We start from the raw sequence: 22,834 nt of genomic DNA on the forward strand, positions 1-22,834 counted from the left end.
ATAAGCCGCTTTTACGACTGCTGCGCAGCCGAGCGGGAGCAAGCTCCCTCGCCACATTGGATTGTTACAGTTCATGACCAAAGCCATGAGGCAACCTGTCACGCGGCAAAAGACCACACCGTCCATCGCCAAAAACCGGACTACTCTTTCAGCCATGCTTGATCCAGATCAAAACCTTTCTGGAATTGATCCGGCGGCCAGACGGGCCAGATTCCCTACGTGTGATGTTTGTAAAAAAAGAACGAATGCAAATTCGCCACACTCCATATCCGTGGGGGCAGTGGGTGCAGGCCGCAAGCCTTCAGCCGGTTTTACCTGACAGAGGAAGACTTATGTTCGGTTTGGAGGCGCTTGATCTCGCCCGAATTCAGTTCGCGTTCACCATCTCGTTCCACATCCTGTTCCCGGCCATCACCATCGGTCTGGCGAGTTACCTGGCGGTACTCGAAGGCCTGTGGCTGAAAACCCATAACGATACCTACCGCGACCTGTACCACTTCTGGTCGAAGATCTTTGCCGTCAACTTCGGCATGGGCGTGGTCTCCGGGCTGGTCATGGCCTATCAGTTCGGCACCAACTGGAGCCGATTCTCGGACTTCGCCGGTTCCGTGACCGGGCCGTTGCTGACCTACGAAGTACTGACCGCCTTCTTCCTTGAAGCCGGGTTCCTTGGGGTCATGCTGTTCGGCTGGAACAAGGTCGGGCGCAACCTGCATTTTTTCGCCACGGTCATGGTCGCCATCGGCACGCTGATCTCGACCTTCTGGATTCTCGCCTCGAACAGCTGGATGCAAACCCCGCAGGGTTTCGAAATCGTTAACGGCCAGGTCATTCCAACCGACTGGCTGGCAGTGATTTTCAACCCGTCGTTCCCGTACCGCCTGATGCACATGGCGACGGCCGCATTCGTGGCGACGGCGTTCTTTGTCGGTTCCTCGGCAGCCTGGCATTTACTGCGCGGCAAGGACAACCCGGCGATCCGCACCATGCTCTCGATGGCCATGTGGATGGCCCTGATCGTGGCGCCGATTCAAGCGGTCATCGGTGACTTCCACGGCCTCAACACGTTGAAGCACCAACCGGCGAAAATCGCGGCGATCGAAGGTCACTGGGAAAACCACGGCGATGAACCGACGCCGCTGATCCTCTTCGGCTGGCCGGACATGAAAGAAGAGAGAACCAAATTCGCCGTCGAAATTCCGTACCTGGGCAGCCTGATCCTCACGCACTCGCTGGACAAACAGGTGCCGGCGCTCAAGGAGTTCCCGCCAGAAGACCGGCCGAACTCGACCATCGTGTTCTGGTCGTTCCGGATCATGGTCGGCCTGGGTTTCCTGATGATCTTCACCGGTTTGTGGAGCCTCTGGCTACGTAAACGCGACAAGTTGTATACCTCGCGACCGTTCCTTTACCTGGCGTTGTGGATGGGGCCATCCGGCCTGATCGCGATCCTCGCCGGCTGGTTTACCACTGAAATCGGCCGCCAACCGTGGGTGGTCTACGGTTTGATGCGCACGGCAGACGCGTCGTCCAATCACAGCTTCATGCAGATGAGCATCACGCTGATTCTGTTCGTCGTGGTTTATTTCGCGCTGTTCGGGGCCGGCCTGGGCTACATGATGCGTCTGGTGCGCAAAGGGCCGAAGATCGACGAAGGCGCGGAAACGCCCGAAGGCGGTCCAGGCAAGAAACGCACGCCGGCCCGTCCGCTGTCCGCAGCCGACGATTCCGCCGACGCCGACCACGGCCCCAGCCTGCAAAAGGAGATTTGAGTCATGGGTATTGATCTTCCGCTGATCTGGGCCGTGATCATCATCTTCGGCATCATGATGTACGTGGTCATGGACGGTTTCGACCTGGGGATCGGGATTCTCTTTCCGTTCATCCCGGGCAAGACCGACCGTGACGTGATGATGAACACCGTCGCACCGGTCTGGGACGGCAATGAAACCTGGCTGGTTCTGGGTGGCGCGGCGTTATTCGGCGCCTTTCCGCTGGCGTATTCAGTGGTGCTCTCGGCGCTGTACCTGCCGCTGATTTTCATGCTGATCGGGCTGATCTTCCGCGGCGTGGCGTTCGAGTTCCGCTTCAAGGCCAAGGACGACAAGCGCCACCTCTGGGATAAAGCGTTCATCGGTGGTTCGATCGCCGCGACGTTCTTCCAGGGCGTGGCCCTGGGGGCGTTCATTGATGGATTGCCGGTGGTCAACCGTCAGTTCGCCGGGGGTTCACTGGACTGGTTGACGCCATTCACGATGTTCTGCGGCGTCGCACTGGTCGTGGCTTATGCGCTGCTCGGTTGCACCTGGCTGATCATGAAAACCGAGGGCAAGTTGCAGGAACAGATGCATGACCTGGCGCGGCCTCTGGCCTTCGTGGTGCTGGCAGTGATCGGCATCGTCAGCATCTGGACACCGCTGGCTCATACTGAAATCGCCGCTCGCTGGTTCACGTTGCCGAATCTGTTCTGGTTCCTGCCGGTGCCCATTCTGGTGCTGGTGACCATGTACGGTCTGATCCGCGCCGTGGCCCGCAATGCTCATTACACGCCATTCCTGCTGACGCTGGTGCTGATCTTCCTCGGCTACAGCGGGCTGGGCATCAGCCTGTGGCCGAACATCGTGCCGCCGTCGATCTCGATCTGGGACGCCGCCGCACCGCCGCAGAGTCAGGGTTTCATGCTGGTGGGAACGCTGTTCATCATCCCGTTTATCCTGGGTTACACCTTCTGGAGCTACTACGTGTTCCGCGGCAAGGTCACTCATGATGATGGCTACCACTAGCCGCCATTACAGCGAACCTGTAGGAGCCGAGCTTGCTCGCGATGGCGTCAGCACAGACGCCATCAATCTTAACGAGAGGGTAGAAAGCAATGACCACCAAACACACTTTGCAGGAAATCGAAGCAGCAGAGAAAAAACCGCTCTGGCAGCGACTCGGCTGGTTGGCAATGATCTGGACCGGCAGCGTGGTGGCGCTGTTCATCGTCGCGAGCCTGATGCGCATGTTCATGAATGCAGCAGGCCTGTCGACGCACTGATGCTTCGCAACTGATCCCATCCCGATGCCTTGCGGCACGGATTTACAACCCTCCTGCGCTGGAGGGTTTTTTTTGCCTGCAATTATTTTCGGGCTTTAAGGATCACGAACTTCGGTGTGGCCGCCACTTGTTCAACACCGCGGAACAACCGCGCCAGCTTGCTGTGGTAACCCAGATGACGATTGCCGACGATATACAGCGCGCCGCCCACCACCAGCGCTTCCCGGGCTTGCTGGAACATCCGCCAGGCCAGAAAGTCACCCACCACTTGCTGCTGATGAAACGGCGGGTTGCACAGCACCACGTCCAATGATTGTGGTTCTTGCCCGGCCAAACCGTCACCGGCACGCACAATCACGTCCCGATCACCCAGCGCTGCACGCCAGTTTTCGGCGGCCGATTGCACGGCCATAAAGGACTCGTCCACCAGCGTGTAGTGCGCCTCGGGATTATGCAGGGCACTGGCGATGGCCAGCACGCCGTTACCGCAACCGAGGTCGGCGACCCGCGCCGCGCCGAGATTCGTCGGCAAGTGCGGCAGAAACGCCCGCGTGCCGATGTCCAGGCCTTCCCGGCAAAACACGTTGGCGTGGTTGAGCAGTTCGATGGGCGGCGTGTCGAGTCGATAGCGGGTGGGGTAGGGGGACGTCGCGGGAGCTTTGGCTTCAGCCGTGGCGATCAACAGTCGAGCCTTTTTCACCGCCAATGATGCTTGCACCGGACCGATGTAGCGTTCAAGCAAATCCCCGGCGGCCCGTGGCAGATGCTTGATCATGGCGCCGGCAATCACTTGGGCACCGGGTGCCAGCTGGTTTTGCAGGCGGATCAATTGCTCCTCCAGCAGAGCCAGGGTTTTTGGTACCCGGATCAGTACCCGGTCAAACGGGCCGGTGACTGCTTCGCTGGCAGGCACACTCGGCACGGCATCAAATGCCTCGCCGTTGCGGATCAGATTCTTTTCCAGCCCCTGGAAGGCCAGGAACGAATCGCCGCTGGTGCTCACCTGAACCTTGCCTGCCAGGCTGGCGGCCAATGCGCCGAAGCTGTCATTGAGCACCAGCACTCGGGTGTTCGCGGTCGGTTGCTGTTCGGCCAGATGATTGAGCAGGTATTCGTCGGCGGCATCAAACGCTTGCAGCGGTTCGTTCTGCTGTTCGGGCTGGCGGATCAGGTCGAGTCGGGCGAAGGGTGTTTCGAGCAAAGGCATGGGGCGGGGCTCTGGGTAATCAACGGGTTTCCCGCGGCCCAGGGGCGTTGAAGCGGGCGAGACCGTCCAAGTGTACTGCGTCGTGAAGGTTCACACGTCAACACTCTGGAGGCGTCGCAGATGGTACGTTTTTTTCTTTTGGATTACTCGCAGGTTTTAATGATCAACGTATCGTGGTGCTGTCCAGGTAGCCTTTCTTGATGGCGGCGATGATTGCCGAAATCTTGTTGTTGACGCCGAGCTTCTCGATGGCGCTTTGAATGTGGAAATGGATGGTGCGCGCACTGAGATTGAGAATTCTGGCGCTCTCATCTGCCGTCTTACCGACTGCCGCGAGTTCCAGTACTTTGATTTCGCGAGGTGACAGATGGGGGGTTGACGGTTTCGTCAGGCGCTTGGGCAGCGATTGTGCAACCAATGCATGCAGATGACGGCACATGAACACTGAGAAACCGAGATTCTCATACAGCTCCAACGCCGTGATCGGACAATGGCTCCTGGCCAGACTCAGAATGCTGCACAAGTCGTTCTCTTCGTCGTTCAACGATTGTGACCAGCCGTGCTGCAAACCTTGCGCTTCAAGGGCTTCCCACAGCCAAGGAACCTTGGAGAAAAGGTTTGCGCTCCACAGAACGGGCAGCATGGAGTGATTGCAATGGGCTACTACCGGGTCTACTGATCTCAGATTCTTTCGTTCATATTCTTCGTTCCAGCCGGCAGGATAATTGTTTCGTCGGACAGTATTACATTGGTTGTTTTTTGTTTGATAAGTAGTTGAAAAAGCGAAAAATTTAAACCCGATATTTTTAGCAAATCCAAGTGCTATCTGGTACGCGTTATCTAAATCCGTCGTATCCGCCAGTCGGTTAAGCTGTGACTCCTTCCACTTCTCCATCATGTATCTCCATTATCCAACCTTCTCAGGGGTGCTACTTGGATCCGAGATCCAGCACGCATCGAGTGTAGGATGGATCCTACATGCAGAGTGAGATTTTTTAGCTTTGCTAACGTATTAAAAACTAAGTATCCAGTTCTAATAAAAAGGTCTAAGCATAAAAGTATGAATGTCGATCTTAATGTTATTGGGCGGGGTTCAGTGTTTTAATTGGGTAGTGTGTGAAAAAATGTGAAAGGTCTATTGTAATTTTTGCCGTTTGATAACTCATGTTAAAGGCATTACAAATCGTAGGTGTTTAATTCGCATGTTTTGCGGGACACTGGAACCACTTGTTCAATGGAACGCCCCATGACCGCCAGCGCAGAAAAATTCACACGCCAGCCCCTGCTCGACGTCCAGCCGCTGACCCCGAGCCTGTTCACTCTGCGTACGACTCGGGATCCGGGCTTTCGCTTTCGTGCCGGGCAGTTCGCCCGGTTGGGGGTCACCAAGGCCGATGGCAGCACTGTGTGGCGTGCCTATTCCATGGTCTCTTCACCTTATGACGAGTTCCTTGAGTTCTTTTCCATTGTGGTACCGGGGGGCGAGTTCACCAGTGAGCTGAGTCGGCTGGGTGTGGACGATACCCTGCTGGTCGACCGTCAGGCCTTTGGTTACCTGACGCTTGACCGTTTTGCTGACGGGCGTGATCTCTGGTTGTTATCCACAGGCACGGGCGTGGCGCCGTTCTTGTCGATCCTGCAGGACTTCGAAGTCTGGGAAAAATTCGAAAGAATCATCCTGGTCTACAGCGTGCGCGAAGCCCGGGAGTTGGCTTATCAGGAGCTGATCTCGGGGTTGGCGCAACGTGACTATCTGGCCGAGTACGCGCATAAGCTGCAGTTCATCGTCACCGTCACGCGCGAGGAGCATCCGGGCGCCTTGAGTGGCCGGATCACGACGCTGATAGACAATGGCGAACTTGAGCGGGTGGCGGGTGTGGCACTGACGGCCGAGCATTCGCGGGTCATGCTCTGTGGTAATCCGCAGATGATCGATGACACGCGCCAACTGCTTAAACAGCGCGGCATGCACTTGAGCCTCAGCCGACGCCCCGGGCATGTAGCAGTGGAAAACTACTGGTAAAAAAACGGCGCCCCGAAGGCGCCGTTCTTGAATGCATCACGTCACTCAGGCCGATTGTCCCGGGCCTTCAGCAGATCGCGAATCTCGCTCAGCAACTCTTCTTCCTTGGTCGGAACAGGCGGCAGTGTTGGCGCAACGGCCTCTTCGCGTTTCAAGCGGTTGATGGCTTTGACGCCCATGAAGATCGCGAACGCGACGATGATGAAGTCGATCATGCTCTGGATGAATTTGCCGTACGCCAGCACCACTGCGGGGATATCCCCGTTGGCTGCCTTGAGCGTAATGGCCAGGTCACCGAAATCCACCCCACCGATCAGCAGGCCGATAGGCGGCATGACCACGTCGCCGACAAACGACGAAACGATCTTGCCGAAGGCGGCGCCGATGATGATACCGACGGCCATGTCGACCACATTGCCCTTGACCGCGAAGGCCTTGAACTCACTTATCACGCCCATAGGTTATTTCCTTGTTACAGATGAGGTTGGTAACGCAGTGTAAATCAGCCAAAGACTTCTCGCCCGAAACAACTGCTTACAGAGTTTGCCTGCTATCGACCGGGTCATCGGATAAAAGTTTACAAAACGCCATCATCCCTGCGCGATTTGTCCGTACTGATCCCATCATTCTGGGGGGGAGTGCTCTATCAGCGCAGCGCATTCTGTCCGTCACCCTTCGCCTCTGCTCACCGCAAGTGCGGGGCGTTTGAAAGTTTGAAGGGGGAACAGTTGAATGTAATGTTGGCTTGTTGCAAGGAGTAATATGGATTCAGAGCTTTTACATAGTTAATTTTAATGTACAGGTCATCGGTTCCGGATAAGTTATGGGTGCCACTAAATTGCCGGTAAGTTGATTTGGCTTGTTGAAATATAATTTGTGGAAATTATGCTGTACGTTCTCTCGTCGAGATATAAAAGGTTTGTACAGCTTTTGTTGTTTATAGGTGGATCCGATCCAGATCTGGATTGGGCTGTCGATGCGAATAGTTGTACAAATCCTGTGAGCTGTTACTCGACGATTACGCTTCGGGCAATTGGACAAGTTACGGCTGAAGTTTCATGGGGCAACTGCTTCGCGCCGATCCAGTCCAGCTGAGCTATCATCGCGTTTTTTTGCCGGGAGTTCAGATGGCCAAGGCCAAGCGCATGTACGGCTGCACCGAGTGCGGCTCAACGTTCCCCAAGTGGGCCGGCCAGTGCGGCGAGTGCGGGGCCTGGAATACCCTGACCGAGACCATGGTCGAGAGCGGCGGTGCTGCGGCCCCCAGCGGTCGCACCGGCTGGACCGGCCAGCAGGCGCAGATCAAGACCCTGGCCGAAGTCAGCGTCGAAGAAGTACCGCGCTTTTCCACCGCCTCCAGCGAGCTGGATCGCGTTTTGGGCGGCGGCCTGGTGGACGGCTCGGTGGTGCTGATCGGCGGTGATCCCGGCATCGGCAAATCAACCATCCTGTTGCAAACCTTGTGCAACCTCGCCAAAAGCATGTCGGCACTGTATGTCACCGGCGAAGAGTCCCAGCAACAAGTGGCCATGCGCGCCCGCCGTCTGGGGTTGCCGCAGGATCAACTGCGGGTCATGACCGAAACCTGTATCGAAACCATCATCGCCACCGCCCGGGTCGAAAAGCCCAAGGTCATGGTGATCGACTCGATTCAGACGATCTTCACCGAACAACTGCAATCGGCACCGGGCGGGGTGTCCCAGGTTCGGGAGAGCGCGGCCTTGCTGGTGCGCTACGCCAAGCAGAGCGGCACGGCGATTTTCCTGGTCGGCCACGTGACGAAAGAGGGCGCATTGGCCGGGCCGCGAGTGCTTGAGCACATGGTCGACACCGTGCTGTATTTCGAGGGCGAATCCGATGGTCGCTTGCGCTTGTTGCGGGCGGTGAAAAACCGTTTCGGCGCGGTCAACGAACTGGGCGTGTTCGGCATGACTGACAAGGGTCTGAAGGAGGTCTCCAACCCGTCGGCGATTTTCCTGACTCGTGCTCAGGAAGAAGTACCGGGCAGTGTGGTCATGGCGACGTGGGAGGGGACCCGGCCGATGCTGGTAGAAGTCCAGGCGTTGGTGGATGACAGCCATCTGGCCAACCCGCGTCGGGTTACGCTGGGTCTGGATCAGAACCGGCTGGCGATGTTACTGGCGGTACTGCACCGACACGGCGGCATTCCGACCCATGATCAGGACGTGTTCCTCAATGTGGTGGGTGGTGTGAAGGTGTTGGAAACCGCTTCTGACCTGGCGCTGATGGCCGCGGTCATGTCCAGTTTGCGCAACCGGCCATTGCCCCATGATCTGCTGGTGTTCGGCGAAGTCGGATTGTCTGGCGAGGTGCGCCCGGTGCCCAGCGGTCAGGAGCGTTTGAAAGAGGCCGCCAAGCATGGCTTCAAACGGGCCATCGTGCCCAAGGGCAATGCGCCGAAGGAGGCTCCGGCGGGGTTGCAGATTATTGCGGTGACGCGTTTGGAGCAGGCCCTCGACGCACTCTTCGAATAAATTTGTCGGTAGAACACAATCCTTGTGGGAGCGGCGGTGCGGCGATCCCACATTTAAACGGTGTAGGGCCGTCAGGTTCCGATCAGTGCGCCCAACTCGCGTTCCAGTTCCTTCGGATCACCCAGATTGAGCTCGATCAGCCGCCGCAGGCGCGCTATGGATTCCAGGCTGATGTATCGGCAAACGAAACCTAGCTGGTCGTGATCGGCGTGCGTCAGTTGCACATCCATCTTGATCTCGATGTCGTTACTGAGATGAATGTCGACTGAAAAAATCTTTTCCCGGTCGCCCAGCCACGGCTCGGGCCGCTCGATCAGCAATCCCTTGAGCGACAAGTCGATCAACTTCACTGGCCAGATGAATTCCCCTTGGCTCAGCTCGGTTCGGGCATCGAACGCAATACGCTTGAAGCGGCGGCGCTCGGCAGGGTGTTCGCTCATGGCGCAATCCTCGAAAATGTTCACTGACTATAGACCCGCATTGTTAAAGCCTGCCAGCCAGAGAAGGCGGCTAGATCAATGTCGGGGTATGGCCTTTGCCGTCAGGAGAGCTAAACTCGCGATGGCTGTCTTTCTTGTCCACCCTGGCTGGAATAAAAAAATGAAAAATAATAATAGCCTGCTACGCCACTTACCCTGGCTGATGCTGGCAATCGTAGGCGCGTGCGCCCTTGGCGTAGTGGCATTGCGCCGAGGCGAGGCGATCAACGCCTTGTGGATTGTGGTCGCTGCCGTGGCCATCTACCTGGTTGCGTACCGTTACTACAGCCTGTTCATCGCCAACAAGGTGATGCAACTCGACCCCAATCGAGCCACTCCCGCTGTACTCAATAATGATGGTCTGGACTACGTGCCGACCAACAAACACATCCTCTTCGGTCACCACTTCGCGGCCATCGCTGGCGCAGGTCCGCTGGTCGGTCCGGTATTGGCGGCGCAGATGGGCTATCTGCCCGGCACGCTGTGGCTGATTGCCGGCGTGGTGCTGGCCGGTGCGGTTCAGGACTTCATGGTCCTGTTCATGTCCACCCGCCGCAACGGCCGCTCCCTGGGCGATATGGTCCGTGAGGAAATGGGCCGCATTCCCGGCACCATCGCGCTGTTTGGCTGCTTCCTGATCATGATCATCATCCTTGCGGTGCTGGCGCTGATCGTGGTCAAAGCCCTGGCCGAAAGCCCATGGGGCATTTTCACGGTGATGGCGACCATCCCGATCGCGATGTTCATGGGCATCTACATGCGCTACATCCGTCCGGGCCGCATCGGTGAAATCTCGGTGGTCGGCGTGTTGCTGCTGCTGGGTTCGATCTGGCTCGGCGGGCAGATTGCCGCGGATCCGGTGTGGGCCAAGGCGTTCACCTTCACTGGCGTGCAGATTACGTGGATGCTGATCGGTTACGGTTTCGTGGCCGCCTCGTTACCGGTCTGGCTGATCCTGGCGCCACGAGACTACCTGTCGACGTTCCTGAAAATCGGCACCATCGTCGCCTTGGCGATCGGCATTCTGATCACCATGCCCGAGCTGAAAATGCCGGCATTGACCCAGTTCATCGATGGCACTGGCCCGGTGTGGAAGGGCGGTCTGTTCCCGTTCCTGTTCATCACCATCGCCTGTGGCGCGGTTTCGGGTTTCCATGCGCTGATCTCTTCCGGCACCACGCCCAAGCTGTTGGATAACGAGGTCAACGCTCGTTACATCGGTTACGGCGGCATGCTGATGGAGTCCTTCGTGGCCATCATGGCGATGGTTGCCGCGTCGGTGATCGAGCCAGGTGTGTATTTCGCCATGAACAGTCCGGCCGCCGTTGTCGGCGGTGACGTGGTGGCAGTGGCACAAACCGTCAGCAGCTGGGGCTTTGCAATAACCCCGGAAGCGCTACAAGCGGTGGCCAAGGACATCGGTGAAACCACCATCCTGGCTCGCGCCGGCGGCGCGCCGACCCTGGCGGTCGGTATCGCGCAGATCTTGCACAGTGTGCTGCCGGGTGAAAACACCATGGCGTTCTGGTACCACTTCGCGATCCTGTTCGAAGCGCTGTTCATCCTGACCGCGGTCGATGCCGGCACCCGTGCCGGACGCTTCATGCTCCAGGATTTGCTCGGCTCCTTCGTGCCGGCGCTGAAACGTACCGAATCCTGGACCGCCAACCTGATCGCCACCGCCGGTTGTGTGGCGATGTGGGGCTGGTTGCTGTATCAGGGCGTGATCGATCCGCTGGGCGGCATCAACACCTTGTGGCCGCTGTTCGGTATCTCCAACCAGATGCTGGCCGGTATCGCGCTGATGCTTGGCACCGTCGTGCTGATCAAAATGAAACGCCAGCGTTACGTCTGGGTCACGATGCTGCCAGCGGTTTGGCTGCTGATCTGCACCACCACCGCCGGTTTCATCAAGCTGTTCGACGCCAACCCGGCGATCGGCTTCCTGTCGCTGGCGAAGAAATACAGCGATGCGCTGGCCAACGGTCAGATCCTCGCCCCGGCCAAGGACATCACCCAGATGCAACACGTGATCTTCAACGCCTACACCAACGCAACGCTGACGGCGCTGTTCCTGTTCGTGGTCTTCAGTATCCTGTTCTATGCGCTCAAGGTCGGTATTGCCGCCTGGGGTCAAAAAGAACGTACGGATAAAGAAGCGCCATTCCAGGCCCTGCCGGATGCCTGATCGAGGAGTGCAGCATGTTCAATGACCTGAGTCGCCTCGGTAAATACCTCGGTCAGGCCGCGCGCCTGATGGTCGGTATGCCCGACTACGACAACTACGTCGAGCATATGCAAACCAAACACCCGGACAAACCGGTGATGAGTTATGAGATGTTCTTCCGGGAGCGTCAGGAAGCTCGTTACGGTGGCAAGGGTGGGCCGAAGTGCTGTTGATGCAACAGCCGGCTTGATGCAATTCCCTGTGGGAGCGGGCTTGCTCGCGAATGCAATCTGTCAGTCAAATTTTATGCTGACTGACACACCGCCTTCGCGAGCAAGCCCGCTCCCACATTTGTTTTGTGTTGTTTTTTAACTTTGTGAAACAGGAGACTCTCCGTTGTCCTCTCCAATTCCAGTCACGATCCTCAGCGGCTTCCTCGGCGCCGGCAAGACCACGCTGCTGCGCCACCTGCTCAAAGCCGAGCACGGCCTGAAAATCGCCGTGATCGAGAACGAATTCAGCGACGCCGGCGTCGACACCCAACTGTTGGGTGATGAGCCGGTGCAAGTGATGACGCTGTCCAACGGCTGCGTCTGCTGCACCATCCACACCGACCTGACCAAGGCGCTTTACCTGTTGCTCGAACGCCTGGACAGCGGTGAAATCGCCTTCGACCGTCTGGTGATCGAGTGCACCGGCCTGGCCGATCCGGCACCCGTGGCGCAAACCTTTTTCATCGACGAAGAGCTGCGCGAGCGTTACATCCTCGATGGCATCATCACCCTGGTCGACGCGGCGCACGCCGACACTCATCTGACCCAAACCATCGCTCAGGCGCAGATCGGTTTCGCCGACCGCTTGCTGGTGAGCAAGCGCGATCTGGTGGACGAGCCGACCTTCACAGCATTGAGCGAACGCCTGACCCGCATCAACCGTCGTGCGCCCATCCGCGTGGTCGACCACGGCCAGATCGATCTGGCCGAACTGCTTGATGTGCGCGGCTTCAACCTGAATGCCGACCTCGGTGGTGGCGTGAGTTTGCGCCCAGTGAGCAAAGCGCCTTCCATCGACCGCATTTCCAGCCTGGTGCTGCGCACTGACAAGCCGCTGGATATCGACAAGCTCAGCGAGTTCATGAACGAACTGCTGGAAGACCATGGCAAGCAACTGCTGCGCTACAAAGGCGTGCTGAACATCCTTGGCGAGCCGCGGCGCATGGTGTTTCAGGGTGTGCTGAAACTGTACGGATTCGACTGGGATACGGAGTGGGCGGAAGGCGAGGCGCGTGAAAGCGTGATTGTGTTTATTGCTGATGACCTGCCGGAAGAGAAGATTCGGGAAGGATTTGCGCGGGTGGCAGCGGAGTAAGGCCTGACATCTTCAGCGAGTTTGATGCCGCCTTCGACTTGCTCGCGAAGACGATCTACCCGGCAACACAATTCTGGCTCGGAACCGGTCCGGCATTCAGTAATGTTTCTTCAAGATAATCCAGATGTCCGCTCAGCAATGCCTCTGCCTTCAGGGCATCCCCATGCTCCACCGCATTTACAATTTCCTCATGCACCTGCCAATCGCAATACCCCTCCGACTGCACCTCAAACTGCGCAACTGCCAGCGACGTCAGCGGCACCAGATTGCCAAGAAAATGCGCCAACGGTGCATTCCCTGCCATTTCCGCCAACTGCAAATGAAACGCTCCCGCCAACAGAATCGCCGCATCACCATGGTTTCAGTCAGTCGCCGCGCATGCAACGTCTGCCGGATCTGCTCGTCATCGAGCATTGCGACGCGAGGGCGATGTTGAGTGCGCAGCACGACGACCTGCTGATGAGACAGTTGCGTCAACACCCCGCGAATCTCACTGCGGCGAACTCCGAACATCTGCGCCAGGCTTTCCTCAGTAAAGCGGCTGGCCGCATGCAGGCGTTGCTCGAGAATGGCGTCGAAGACTTGCGAGTAGAGATCATCCGCCAGCGGGGAAAAGGGCAGGGCAACAAGAGTTGGCGGCGAAGCGAAGCTGTTCATGGCCTGTCTCCGGTTTCAATGGGTTTCAACTGCCGAGGTTGTCGTCCGGAATATTCAATTCGATACCCATCCGCTGTCCTTCGCGAAGGATATGGCGATGCATCTCGGCACTGGCCTGGGCGCTGCGAATCGCGCGCACCACGGCTTCGTTCTCTTCGAGACGTTCAGTCAGATGCTCGGGGGAGTTGCGCAACACCTCGGCCCTTTGCTTGAGGGCATTGCTGAATAAATGTGCCTGCCCGTAGGCAGGCACACGTTGTTTAAAATTCCTGCTGATGCGCCGGGGCAACCGGTTTTCTCGGCTGGAAGGTATAAGAGGTGAAGTCTTGTTCTTGTTAAATTCAGAAAACAGTACCAGGTTCTGATTTCATTGGTCGGTTCAGCTGGCGCTGTATTGAATTGTTAGTTTGTGTGTGAGTTGTGAAGGCTTTGAATTTAGGTCTGGGTTTTTTTGTGAGTGATGCACCGCGCGGGTAGCTTACATTTGGTTTTATTTAAGGGGAGCGGATGCGGTCGGTCAGTGATAACTTTTATTTTCGCCAACTAAGGCGACTATATTTTTATTAGGAGTAATCCCATGCAAGAACACATCATGGATCTGTCAGGTGAGTTGGAAGCCGAGTTCGAGGCGTATGCAGATTCCGGTAGTACTCGTGTAGACGGTGGTGGCACCATGTGCACCATTATCAAGTGCGAAACCCTGGCTTGCACCGTTCTCGGCTGCTGCTGATCCTTCTGTAATGCAGGGTGGGTCATTGACCCGCTCTGCTCGTCTAGGGCGGTGACAGATGTTGAATGATGTTCTGAATTTCAATGAGCGTAGTTCCGTAGGCGTCGCAACCGATCACGAGACAATGCGCAAGTGCCTTGAGCTTTTGCATAAGGATGATAAAGCCGTTCTGCATTATTTTGGCTGCAGTCGGCAGGAGCTGTTAATCCAGCTTAAACAATCTGCTCATTCTGATAATAATGTAGCTCCCGTTGTTGAGGCGCTTGATCAGGAAATCAAAGTCGTAAATTCGCTGCCGTTTCAATGTCCGGATCAGGAAGGGTTCAGTTGTTTTTACGCGCGCTGGTCTGCGTATTTTAAATATGTGTTCGAAAGTGATCTTAAATTCAACTTGTTATGCAAGTGGGTTAATGTCGATACATTTCTGCCGAGTGTTTCTCCGTATATCATTTCCCTTGTTAAAGGCTTATCGGAAAAATCTCTGGTCCATCAACTGAACAGCCGCATCGCTGATGGCGACGTTCTGGATCTCGAAGCGTTTAACCTGGAGCTGGGCGACGATGCGCTGGTCCCTTTTCTGACGTCATACCCCGTCCTGACCCGCCTGTTGCTGGACCAGCTCAAAGACACAGTGGCTTACCTCTACAAGGTGATCGAGCATTTTGTCGAAGATATCAGTCGTCTGGAGGGCACTTTTGGATTGACCGGCGGGCAGATCGATTCGATCAATCTCGGCCTGGGGGATTCCCATGCCAATGGCGAAACCGTTTGTAGCCTCAGCGTCGGCGAAAAGTCCCTGATGTACAAACCAAGGAGTAACCGAGAAGCAGTGTTCTACAACGCTTTGCTCGACCACTTTCATGAACGGAGTGGCAAAGCCTGTTTTTCGGTTTATTCACCGATCATGGTGTCTTTGGACAATCGCTGCTGGATTGAAAAAATCGAAAACCAGGCGTGTGAAAGCGACAGTGATCTGGTGCTTTTCTTTCAGCGACTCGGCGCTCAGGTCGCGGTGATTCACGCCTTGAACGGGATCGACTTCCACTACGAAAACATTATTGCCTGCGGCAGCAGCCCGGTGATGATCGATCTGGAGTGTCTGTTCACCTCGGCCATGGCCGACTTGAAAGTCAATCTGCCCCATGGGCGCGCGCTCTTCAAAGCCATCAAGTTCAATAGCCAATCGGTCTACTCAAGCGGTTTCGTCCCTTATTCCCCAGATTCCCAGAATGACTACAGCGGCCTGAGCCGACAGCAGCAATTTGTGGCCAAAAAAAAACAACTGGTTCGCGAGCAAGGCTTCTATCGCTTGAAACAGGTGATCGTTGAACATCAGCCGACCCTGCGACACCTGCCTGTTTTCGAAGGTGCGGCGCGTTCGGTCATTGACTTCAAAAGCGCATTTCTCCTCGGTTTCGAGCACGGCTACGATGAAGTCATGAATCGCCGCAGTTCGGTACTTGAGCTGCTTGAGCAACATGCCGGGGCGTTGAAAACCCGAGTGCTGATCAAGAACACTCAACGCTACGCAGACTTCATCAGCATGATGCTTCATCCGCGATTCACCCAATGCAAGGTCCGGCATGAAATGCTGTTGGCGACGCTGTGGTCGGATCTGAATGAGACGCTCGTCGGCTACGGCATTCCAGCTTATGAAATCAAGGATCTGGAGAAGGCGAACATTCCCTGTTTCACCCTGTCTTTGCTTTCCAATGGCTTGACCGACGCTCACGGCGTGGCCGTCGCCCCTTTGCCGATCGAGCGTCCGTTTGACAGTTGCCGCCGTAAGCTCGACAACCTTTCGCCCAGAGATAAAGCCTTTCAGATGCATATATTGGAGATGTGCCTGTTTCCCGTGGCCAATGACGCTTTGCCACTCAACCGGGAACATCATCTCAAAGCAGTCGCGGACATGAGTCACGCGCAATACCTTGAACGCGCGCTGAGCATTGCCCTGGTCATCGAAAGACTGCGCATGGAAGGCGAGGAGGGTGATGTTGGCTGGACGTTCATGGATGCGCATCCGCGGACCCGGCGTAACTTCCTGTCACCCATGAACAGCGGCTTGTACGACGGGATGGGAGGCTTGGCGATTTTCTACCTGAGCCTGTTCCGGGTCAGTGGGACAACGTGCCATCGGGATGAGGCCGAGCGAATTCTGTGTGGGATGAGTCAATCCCATGGTCATTTTGCAAGCGAGCTGACGGTCAGTGCCTATTTCGGTCTGACTTCCTATCTCTATGTGTTGATCAATTATCAGCTAATGACTGGCCGCCAGACCTATCGGGCGACCGTTGAAGAACTGTTGTTGAAACTGGCCGACTTTCCACGCGAAGGCGATGAATTCGATTTCATTCATGGCTGGTGTGGCGCTCTGACTGTTCTGGTGAATCTCTATCAGCTCGAAGAGCGTGAAGCATTGCGCTCCCTGATTGAAAAGCTCTCCCATGCCATTCAATCGGCACTGACACTGGACAACGGAACACTGCGGCTCAATTCAACGGGTAAACCGCTGTGGACCGGCTTTTCTCATGGCATTTCCGGAGTGTTGCAGGCAATCGGCAAGGCTTGGGAGGTAACGAAAGATCCTTTGCTCGCCGAGCTGATTGCACAGTGGTTGCAGGCAGAAAACCGCCTCACGGTCGATGGCTTCTGGCTTGATCTGCGAGAAAACGCGAAGTCTTCATCCACCATCAAGTGGTGCCATGGCGATGGCGGTATTCTCCTTTCCCGGCGTTGGCTGATTCAAACGATGGGGGACGCGCTGGACGCCGAAACCAGAACGGTCCTTGAGCAGGACGCCGAACGCTGCGAGCGTCATCTCTGGGAGCAGGGGCTTGGGTCTGGTTACAGCCTGTGCCATGGTGATTTTGGCAACCTGATGTGCCTGCTTAAACTCTACCGCGAGACAAACAATGAGCAGGGCATTGCGAAGGTAAAACGTGCGCTTTCCCAAGTGGCCCATAATTTCTTCAATGAAGACTATCTGGTTGAGCGCAACATCCCTGATCTGGGCATGATGCTAGGCATCACGGGTGTCGGTCAGGCTCTGCTGCATGCCGTGGACGCCGGTTTGCCTGACGTGTTGTCGCTGGAGTTCGCGAGACCGATGCCTGCCTGAGCAACAAAACCCGGACGAAAAAAAACCGGCCATCACTGGCCGGTTTTTTTATTGCCGCAGTTCAGCGGTGCAATCAGGCGCCGTATACCGGCAGCTTCTTGCAGATGGCCTTGACCTTCTCGCGAACGGCGTCGATCACCGCTTCGTTGTTCAGGTCAGCCAGGATGTCGCAGATCCAGCCGGCCAGTTCCTTGCACTCTGCTTCCTTGAAGCCGCGAGTGGTCACAGCCGGAGTGCCGAAGCGCAGACCGGAAGTCACGAACGGGGAGCGTGGATCGTTTGGCACGGAGTTCTTGTTCACGGTGATGAATGCTTTGCCCAGAGCGGCGTCAGCGTCTTTACCGGAGATTTCCTGCTTGATCAGCGACAGCAGGAACAGGTGGTTTTCAGTACCGCCGGAAACTACGTCGAAACCGCGCTCGATGAATACGCTGGCCATGGCCTGGGCGTTTTTCACCACTTGTTGCTGGTAGGCCTTGAACTCAGGCTGCAGCGCTTCCTTGAAGCAGATCGCTTTGGCGGCGATCACGTGCTCCAGCGGGCCACCCTGGGCGCCCGGGAATACCGCGGAGTTCAGCTTCTTCTCGATGTCGGCGTTGGCGCGCGCCAGAATCAGGCCGCCACGTGGACCGCGCAGGGTCTTGTGCGTGGTGGTGGTCACGACGTCAGCGAACGGTACCGGGTTCGGGTAGACGCCAGCGGCGACCAGACCGGCTACGTGAGCCATGTCAACAAACAGGTAGGCGCCAACCTTGTCAGCGATTTCGCGGAAACGCGGGAAGTCCAGAATCTGCGAGTAGGCAGAGAAACCGGCCACGATCATTTTCGGCTTGTGCTCAACCGCCAGACGCTCGACTTCGTCGTAGTCGATCAGGCCGTTGGCGTCGATACCGTATTGAACGGCGTTGTACAGCTTGCCGGAGGACGAAACGCTGGCACCGTGGGTCAGGTGACCACCGTGAGCCAGGCTCATGCCCAGGATGGTGTCGCCTGCTTGCAGCAGAGCCAGGTAAACGGCGCTGTTGGCTTGCGAACCGGCGTGCGGCTGAACGTTGGCGTAGTCGGCGCCGAACAGCTCTTTAGCTCGATCAATTGCAAGCTGCTCGACGATGTCGACGAACTCGCAACCACCGTAGTAGCGCTTGCCCGGGTAGCCTTCGGCGTACTTGTTGGTCAGTACCGAGCCTTGAGCTTCCATCACCGCAGGGCTGGTGTAGTTTTCCGAAGCGATCAGCTCAATGTGCTCTTCCTGGCGCTGAGCTTCTTGCTCCATGGCGGCAAAGAGATCGGCGTCGTACTTGGCAATAGTCAAATCACGGCTGAACATGGCGGTCCTCAAGGATCGGGGCAGAAAAGGGGGGCATTCTAACCCAATGGGTTTTAGATGGCATATGAAAGGAGATCATGTCGCAGACAAGTGGGCTTCATGACGGGATCAGCGGTGTCTGTGGCGAGGGAGCTTGCTCCCGCTGGGCTGCGAAGCGGCCCCAAAATCTTGTGAGCGCTGCGCACTCAAGCGGGACGGTGCGGCGTTCCGACAAGCTCCCTCGCCACAGTGGTTGCTCTTCAGTCGAACACGAACAACGCATCATGACTGAACTGCGCTTCAAACCGGCCCGCCGGCATCGGACGCCCGAACAGGTAACCCTGAACCTCATCGCAACCATGCTCACGCAGGAAGTCCAGCTGCTCATGGGTTTCCACACCTTCGGCGATCACCGCCAGGTTCAGGCTGTGGGCCATGGCGATGATCGCCCGGGCAATCTGCGCGTCCTGTTCACCTGACGGCAATCCGTCGACAAAGGTGCGGTCGATTTTCAGCACGTCGATCGGGAATTGCTTGAGGTAGTTGAGCGATGAATAACCGGTGCCGAAGTCATCGACTGCAATGCTCAGCCCGAGGTTTTTCAGCCCGGCAAGAATCTGCATGGCCTCGCTGACTTCGCGCATCAGGATACTTTCGGTCAGTTCCAGCTCCAGGCACGCCGGCGGCAGGCCGGTTTCCTTGAGGATGGTGGCGATCCGCGTGCCGAGCTGGCCATCGGAAAACTGCCGCGCGGAGATGTTCACCGACACCTTCGGCACCCGCACCTTGGCCTGATGCCAGGTCTTGAGCTGACGGCAGGCCTCGCTGATCACCCAGTCGCCGACATCCACCACCAGCCCGAGTTCTTCGAGCACCGGAATGAAATCCCCCGGCGGCACCAGTCCGCGGCGCGGGTGACGCCAGCGCAGCAAGGCTTCGGCGCCGGTCAGGCGCTTGCCGTCGCCGCTGAATTGCGGCTGGTAGTACAGGACGAATTCGTCTTGTTCCAAAGCATGGCGCAAGTCACTTTCCAGCTCCAGGCGCTCCAGGGCGCTGGCGTTCATGTCCGCCTGATAGAACTGGAAGTTGTTCTTGCCGCGCTCCTTGGCGTGGTACATCGCGGTGTCGGCGTTCTTCATCAACTGACTGAGCTCGCTGCCATCCTGCGGACTCAGGGCGATGCCGATACTGGCGGTGACGAAAAACTCGCGGCCTTCGAGCACGAACGGCGTCACCAGGCTGGCGAGGATCTGCTCCGCCACGTGAATCGCCCGGTTCAGGGCGATTTCCCGGTTGATGCGCGGTTGCAGGAGCAAGGTGAATTCGTCGCCGCCCATGCGCGCCACGGTGTCGTCATCGTCGACGCAACCGAGCAGGCGCGTGGCCATTTCCTGGAGCATGCGATCGCCGGCGGCGTGGCCCAGGGAGTCGTTGATCGGTTTGAAACGGTCCAGGTCGAGGAACATCAGCACCACCCAGGACTTCTGCCGTTCCGCCGATTGCAACGCGGTGTGCAGGCGATCCTGGAACAGCGTGCGATTGGGCAGGTGGGTCAGGGCGTCGTAATAGGCGAGGCGGTGAATCCGTTGTTCACTGGCCTTGCGCTCGCTGATGTCGCTGAAGAAACACACGTAACTGGCCAGGTCGCCTTCATCGTCGAGCACCGCCGTGATGCCGACCCACGCCGGGTAATGCTCGCCATTGCGCCGCTTGAGCCAGACTTCGCCTTCCCAGGTGTTGTGTTGATTCAATTGCTTGAGCACATACCGAAAATGCGCTTCCTGCTGCTCGTCGACGGTCAGCATGTTTGGCAACTGGTCGAGCACTTGCTCCACCGCATAGCCGCTCACGCGACTGAACGCTTCGTTGGCCTGGACGATGTAGCCCGCCGGGTCGGTGATCAGGATTGCCGAGGTCGAGTGTTCGAATACCGTGGCCGCCATGCGCAGATCTTTCTCGGCGCGGCGCTGTTGGCTGATGTCGCGACCGACACCGAGCACGCCTTCGAAGGCGCCGTGTTCATCCCAGACCAGCACCAGACGCAACTCGATAGGAATCTTGCGCCCGTCGGCCCGCAGGCAGTCGAACAGGAAGAGTTGGGTCTGCACCTGGCTGCGCAGCAGCGCCAGTTGGTCGGGTTTATCCGCCGCTTTGCTGACGCGCTCCATCAGGCCGTGGATGCCGGATAATTGCTGAGGGTTGGCAATGATTGTCTGCCAGCCGTTCTGGAAGATCCAGTCGGCGTCGTAGCCCAGCACCGCTTGCACCGACGGGCTGACGTAGTTGAGCGAGAGTTTGCTGTCGGTGGAGAAGATCACGTCGCTGATGCTTTCGGCGAGCATCCGGTAACGCTGCTCGCTGTCGCGCAAGGACTCGCTGGCCTCGATCTGCTCGGTGATGTCCTTGGCCACACCGATGATCCGCGTGACCTGGTCATGCTTGTCACGCGCCAGCGCCTGCTCACGAATGTCGAAACACCGCCATCTGCCGTCCTGGTGACGGAAGCGCAGCTGACAGTGCAGCAATTGGGTGTAGCCCGCGTGACGCTGGGCCTGGCGCGAACGGTGGTAGTAGTCGGCATCTTCGGGGTGCAGGAGGATTTCCCAGAAGTACTCGCCCATCTGGTGCAGCTCGGTACGGTTGTAGCCGAGCGTCTGGCCCAGGTGATGGTTGCTGAAGATCATGCGCTGGCTGATCACGTCCTGCACGTACAGATGATCCGGCACCGTGCGCACCACATCGGACCAGAACCCTTCACGCTCGAGCAGCGACAGTTCGACGAGCTTGCGACTGGTGATGTCGTTGATGCTCAGGATCACCGCTTTATAGTCATCCTGGTTTTCCGGCAGGCGCAGCACCAGCCACAAGTGCTGGTCGCGGCCATTGGCGTCCGGGAGTTTTATCTCCAGCTCAAGCTGTTTCTGCTGGTTGAGCACCGCTTCGAGCATTTGATTGCCGATGGCGGTGCCGTCCAGCGGATTGCCGTCGATCAGCAGTTTCCAGGCTTGTTCGCAGGTGTTGACGTTGAGCAGTTGCAGGGCAACCTGGTTGACCTCGGTGATGCGCAGTTCCTGCAGCAATTGCTGCCGCTGTTCCGCAGACTCCAGCCAGCCACGCAATTGTTCGCTGTTGTGCAGCCGGGCTTTGTCGAACGCACTCTTGAGTCCCGACACGTCAAGTACACACAGCGCGACGCCGGTGCCTTCGAAAATATCCTGATAGCGTCGACGACCTTCAGTCACCTGGTGCTGACGGCGGCGCATGCCCAGCAGGGCAAAGAGCGGCAGCAGGGAGAACGCCAGCCCCAACAGGCATTTGCCGATGAACGCGGGCAGCAGTTCTTCAATCACGCGTTTGCGGTCGAACAAGCCGCGCAATTGCCAGTCGCTGTTGCTCAGGGGAACCGTCAGTACGCTGTTGGCCACATCGTCTTCGGTCAGTTCGCTCGGCCTGACCAAGGGCTGCGATTCATCGCGGCTGATGACCTGGTGATTGAAGCGGTTTTCCACCAGCCACAGCGGACGGATGCCGGTCTCGTTCTGTTTGGTCAGTGATGAGAAAAAGCCCGGCTTCAGACGCAGGGCCCAGTAGCCACGAATGCTGCCGCTGGCTTGATGCAGCAGCAAGTGCACCATCGAACCGTTATCGGAGTTGCTGAAAAAGTGGCCCTGGGCACGGCTGCGACGAACCAGCTCGACGAGGTAGTCGGCGTCGTCGCTGTCAGCCGCGCTGTCACTGAGGACTTTGCCGGAGGGACTCAACAGCACGAGGCTGCGCAGATCGGGCAAGGATTTTTGCAGCTTGCGAAGCAGCTCCTGCTGTTCGTCGGCGTTTTGCGGCTGTTCGACGATCGGTAGCAGGTTGAGGGCGATCTGCGCATTGAGCGACATGTTCAGGCTGACTTGCGCGGCCAGATCGGCGGTGTAGTCGATCGTGTACTGACGCTGGTTTTTCTGGGTTTCGCGCAGCTGATCCAGCAGTTGCCAGAACAGCAGGGCGAGCAGCAACAGCACGAGTGTCGCCAGCGCGCCTTTCAGGGTTCCGGGCAGGGGGGAGCCAAGCGCAACAGTAGGTGCACGGGGGGTCAGCGGCGGAGTGACATTGGACAAACTGTAATCCTGCGGTTGGGCTGGACTGGCGCGACGTGCACTATAAGCCGGACGCCCGTAGGGCGGCTAGCATGCCTTGAGTTGTAGCAAAGTGCCAGTCCCTCCCGGCTGGACTGCCTCTCGTCATTCAGG

General features: G+C 57.5%; 16 protein-coding genes and 2 pseudogenes. 10 read left to right on the forward strand and 8 right to left on the reverse strand.

Annotated elements, in window-relative coordinates; translation table 11 throughout:
- The first annotated feature begins 332 nt into the window (after positions 1 to 332).
- From ACYZTL_RS19550 to ACYZTL_RS19560, 3 genes are all read left to right on the forward strand, one after another.
- Complete coding sequence (locus tag ACYZTL_RS19550) at positions 333 to 1,772, forward strand: cytochrome ubiquinol oxidase subunit I (protein WP_461953136.1); 1,440 nt, start codon at positions 333 to 335, stop codon at positions 1,770 to 1,772.
- Between the two features lie 3 nt (positions 1,773 to 1,775).
- Positions 1,776 to 2,783: a cytochrome d ubiquinol oxidase subunit II gene (gene cydB, locus ACYZTL_RS19555; protein ID WP_461953137.1), complete on the forward strand. Its 1,008-nt coding sequence runs from the start codon at positions 1,776 to 1,778 to the stop codon at positions 2,781 to 2,783.
- Between the two features lie 89 nt (positions 2,784 to 2,872).
- Positions 2,873 to 3,040, forward strand: a complete 168-nt coding sequence (locus ACYZTL_RS19560) for a DUF2474 domain-containing protein (protein WP_461953138.1) — start codon at positions 2,873 to 2,875, stop codon at positions 3,038 to 3,040.
- Between the two features lie 82 nt (positions 3,041 to 3,122).
- On the opposite strand, the gene ACYZTL_RS19565 is transcribed toward ACYZTL_RS19560, so the two are convergent.
- Complete coding sequence (locus tag ACYZTL_RS19565; RefSeq protein WP_461953139.1) at positions 3,123 to 4,247, reverse strand: methyltransferase; 1,125 nt, start codon at positions 4,245 to 4,247, stop codon at positions 3,123 to 3,125.
- Positions 4,248 to 4,410: 163 nt separating this feature from the next.
- Positions 4,411 to 5,142 (reverse strand): helix-turn-helix transcriptional regulator, encoded by a 732-nt coding sequence (locus ACYZTL_RS19570; RefSeq protein WP_461953140.1) that lies wholly within the window; start codon positions 5,140 to 5,142, stop codon positions 4,411 to 4,413.
- 351 nt (positions 5,143 to 5,493) lie between these two features.
- Between ACYZTL_RS19570 and ACYZTL_RS19575 the strand changes: the two genes are divergently transcribed.
- Positions 5,494 to 6,270: a ferredoxin--NADP reductase gene (locus ACYZTL_RS19575; RefSeq protein ID WP_461953141.1), complete on the forward strand. Its 777-nt coding sequence runs from the start codon at positions 5,494 to 5,496 to the stop codon at positions 6,268 to 6,270.
- 41 nt (positions 6,271 to 6,311) lie between these two features.
- Here the strand turns inward: ACYZTL_RS19575 and mscL are convergent, their stop codons facing one another.
- Positions 6,312 to 6,728, reverse strand: a complete 417-nt coding sequence (mscL, locus tag ACYZTL_RS19580; protein WP_461953142.1) for a large-conductance mechanosensitive channel protein MscL — start codon at positions 6,726 to 6,728, stop codon at positions 6,312 to 6,314.
- Positions 6,729 to 7,397: 669 nt separating this feature from the next.
- Between mscL and radA the strand changes: the two genes are divergently transcribed.
- The gene (gene radA / locus ACYZTL_RS19585; protein WP_461953143.1) at positions 7,398 to 8,765 is read left to right on the forward strand and encodes a DNA repair protein RadA; all 1,368 of its coding nucleotides are present in this window, start codon (positions 7,398 to 7,400) and stop codon (positions 8,763 to 8,765) included.
- Positions 8,766 to 8,836: 71 nt separating this feature from the next.
- Here the strand turns inward: radA and ACYZTL_RS19590 are convergent, their stop codons facing one another.
- Positions 8,837 to 9,205, reverse strand: a complete 369-nt coding sequence (locus ACYZTL_RS19590; protein ID WP_461953144.1) for a PilZ domain-containing protein — start codon at positions 9,203 to 9,205, stop codon at positions 8,837 to 8,839.
- 160 nt (positions 9,206 to 9,365) lie between these two features.
- Between ACYZTL_RS19590 and ACYZTL_RS19595 the strand changes: the two genes are divergently transcribed.
- From ACYZTL_RS19595 to yjiA, 3 genes are all read left to right on the forward strand, one after another.
- Positions 9,366 to 11,432 (forward strand): carbon starvation CstA family protein, encoded by a 2,067-nt coding sequence (locus ACYZTL_RS19595; RefSeq protein ID WP_461953145.1) that lies wholly within the window; start codon positions 9,366 to 9,368, stop codon positions 11,430 to 11,432.
- A gap of 14 nt (positions 11,433 to 11,446) precedes the next feature.
- Positions 11,447 to 11,644 (forward strand): YbdD/YjiX family protein, encoded by a 198-nt coding sequence (locus ACYZTL_RS19600; protein WP_007895266.1) that lies wholly within the window; start codon positions 11,447 to 11,449, stop codon positions 11,642 to 11,644.
- Positions 11,645 to 11,807: 163 nt separating this feature from the next.
- Entirely contained in the window at positions 11,808 to 12,779 is a 972-nt protein-coding gene (yjiA, locus tag ACYZTL_RS19605; RefSeq protein WP_461953146.1) for a GTPase, read from the forward strand.
- 55 nt (positions 12,780 to 12,834) lie between these two features.
- On the opposite strand, the pseudogene ACYZTL_RS19610 reads toward yjiA, so the two are convergent.
- Both ACYZTL_RS19610 and ACYZTL_RS19615 read right to left on the reverse strand, forming a co-directional pair.
- Positions 12,835 to 13,436 (reverse strand): annotated as a pseudogene (locus tag ACYZTL_RS19610) (GntR family transcriptional regulator).
- A gap of 25 nt (positions 13,437 to 13,461) precedes the next feature.
- Positions 13,462 to 13,659, reverse strand: a pseudogene (locus tag ACYZTL_RS19615) (GntR family transcriptional regulator); the annotation flags it as partial.
- Positions 13,660 to 14,013: 354 nt separating this feature from the next.
- Here ACYZTL_RS19615 and ACYZTL_RS19620 point away from each other — a divergent pair.
- Together ACYZTL_RS19620 and lanM are read left to right on the forward strand one after the other, a co-directional pair.
- A complete protein-coding gene (locus ACYZTL_RS19620) occupies positions 14,014 to 14,166 on the forward strand; it encodes a hypothetical protein (RefSeq protein WP_461953147.1) in 153 nt (50 codons plus the stop codon).
- A 58-nt stretch (positions 14,167 to 14,224) separates the two neighbouring features.
- Complete coding sequence (lanM, locus tag ACYZTL_RS19625) at positions 14,225 to 17,287, forward strand: type 2 lanthipeptide synthetase LanM (RefSeq protein ID WP_461953148.1); 3,063 nt, start codon at positions 14,225 to 14,227, stop codon at positions 17,285 to 17,287.
- Between the two features lie 73 nt (positions 17,288 to 17,360).
- Here the strand turns inward: lanM and glyA are convergent, their stop codons facing one another.
- Both glyA and ACYZTL_RS19635 read right to left on the reverse strand, forming a co-directional pair.
- Positions 17,361 to 18,614 carry a serine hydroxymethyltransferase gene (gene glyA, locus ACYZTL_RS19630; RefSeq protein WP_017340875.1) on the reverse strand — a complete coding sequence of 418 codons (1,254 nt, stop codon included), beginning with the start codon at positions 18,612 to 18,614 and terminating at the stop codon, positions 17,361 to 17,363.
- 239 nt (positions 18,615 to 18,853) lie between these two features.
- A complete protein-coding gene (locus tag ACYZTL_RS19635; protein WP_461953149.1) occupies positions 18,854 to 22,702 on the reverse strand; it encodes a sensor domain-containing protein in 3,849 nt (1,282 codons plus the stop codon).
- Between the last annotated feature and the right edge of the window lie 132 nt (positions 22,703 to 22,834).

This window comes from Pseudomonas sp. LB3P81 (assembly GCF_054897965.1).

Coding starts and splice junctions, on each gene's coding strand:
- glyA (WP_017340875.1), bottom strand. CDS start 18,614: ATGTTCAGCCGTGATTTGACTATTGCCAAGTACGACGCCGATCTCTTT.
- ACYZTL_RS19550 (WP_461953136.1), top strand. CDS start 333: ATGTTCGGTTTGGAGGCGCTTGATCTCGCCCGAATTCAGTTCGCGTTC.
- ACYZTL_RS19560 (WP_461953138.1), top strand. CDS start 2,873: ATGACCACCAAACACACTTTGCAGGAAATCGAAGCAGCAGAGAAAAAA.
- lanM (WP_461953148.1), top strand. CDS start 14,225: ATGTTGAATGATGTTCTGAATTTCAATGAGCGTAGTTCCGTAGGCGTC.
- ACYZTL_RS19600 (WP_007895266.1), top strand. CDS start 11,447: ATGTTCAATGACCTGAGTCGCCTCGGTAAATACCTCGGTCAGGCCGCG.
- cydB (WP_461953137.1), top strand. CDS start 1,776: ATGGGTATTGATCTTCCGCTGATCTGGGCCGTGATCATCATCTTCGGC.
- ACYZTL_RS19595 (WP_461953145.1), top strand. CDS start 9,366: ATGAAAAATAATAATAGCCTGCTACGCCACTTACCCTGGCTGATGCTG.
- ACYZTL_RS19575 (WP_461953141.1), top strand. CDS start 5,494: ATGACCGCCAGCGCAGAAAAATTCACACGCCAGCCCCTGCTCGACGTC.
- ACYZTL_RS19565 (WP_461953139.1), bottom strand. CDS start 4,247: ATGCCTTTGCTCGAAACACCCTTCGCCCGACTCGACCTGATCCGCCAG.
- mscL (WP_461953142.1), bottom strand. CDS start 6,728: ATGGGCGTGATAAGTGAGTTCAAGGCCTTCGCGGTCAAGGGCAATGTG.
- radA (WP_461953143.1), top strand. CDS start 7,398: ATGGCCAAGGCCAAGCGCATGTACGGCTGCACCGAGTGCGGCTCAACG.
- ACYZTL_RS19590 (WP_461953144.1), bottom strand. CDS start 9,205: ATGAGCGAACACCCTGCCGAGCGCCGCCGCTTCAAGCGTATTGCGTTC.
- ACYZTL_RS19620 (WP_461953147.1), top strand. CDS start 14,014: ATGCAAGAACACATCATGGATCTGTCAGGTGAGTTGGAAGCCGAGTTC.
- ACYZTL_RS19570 (WP_461953140.1), bottom strand. CDS start 5,142: ATGGAGAAGTGGAAGGAGTCACAGCTTAACCGACTGGCGGATACGACG.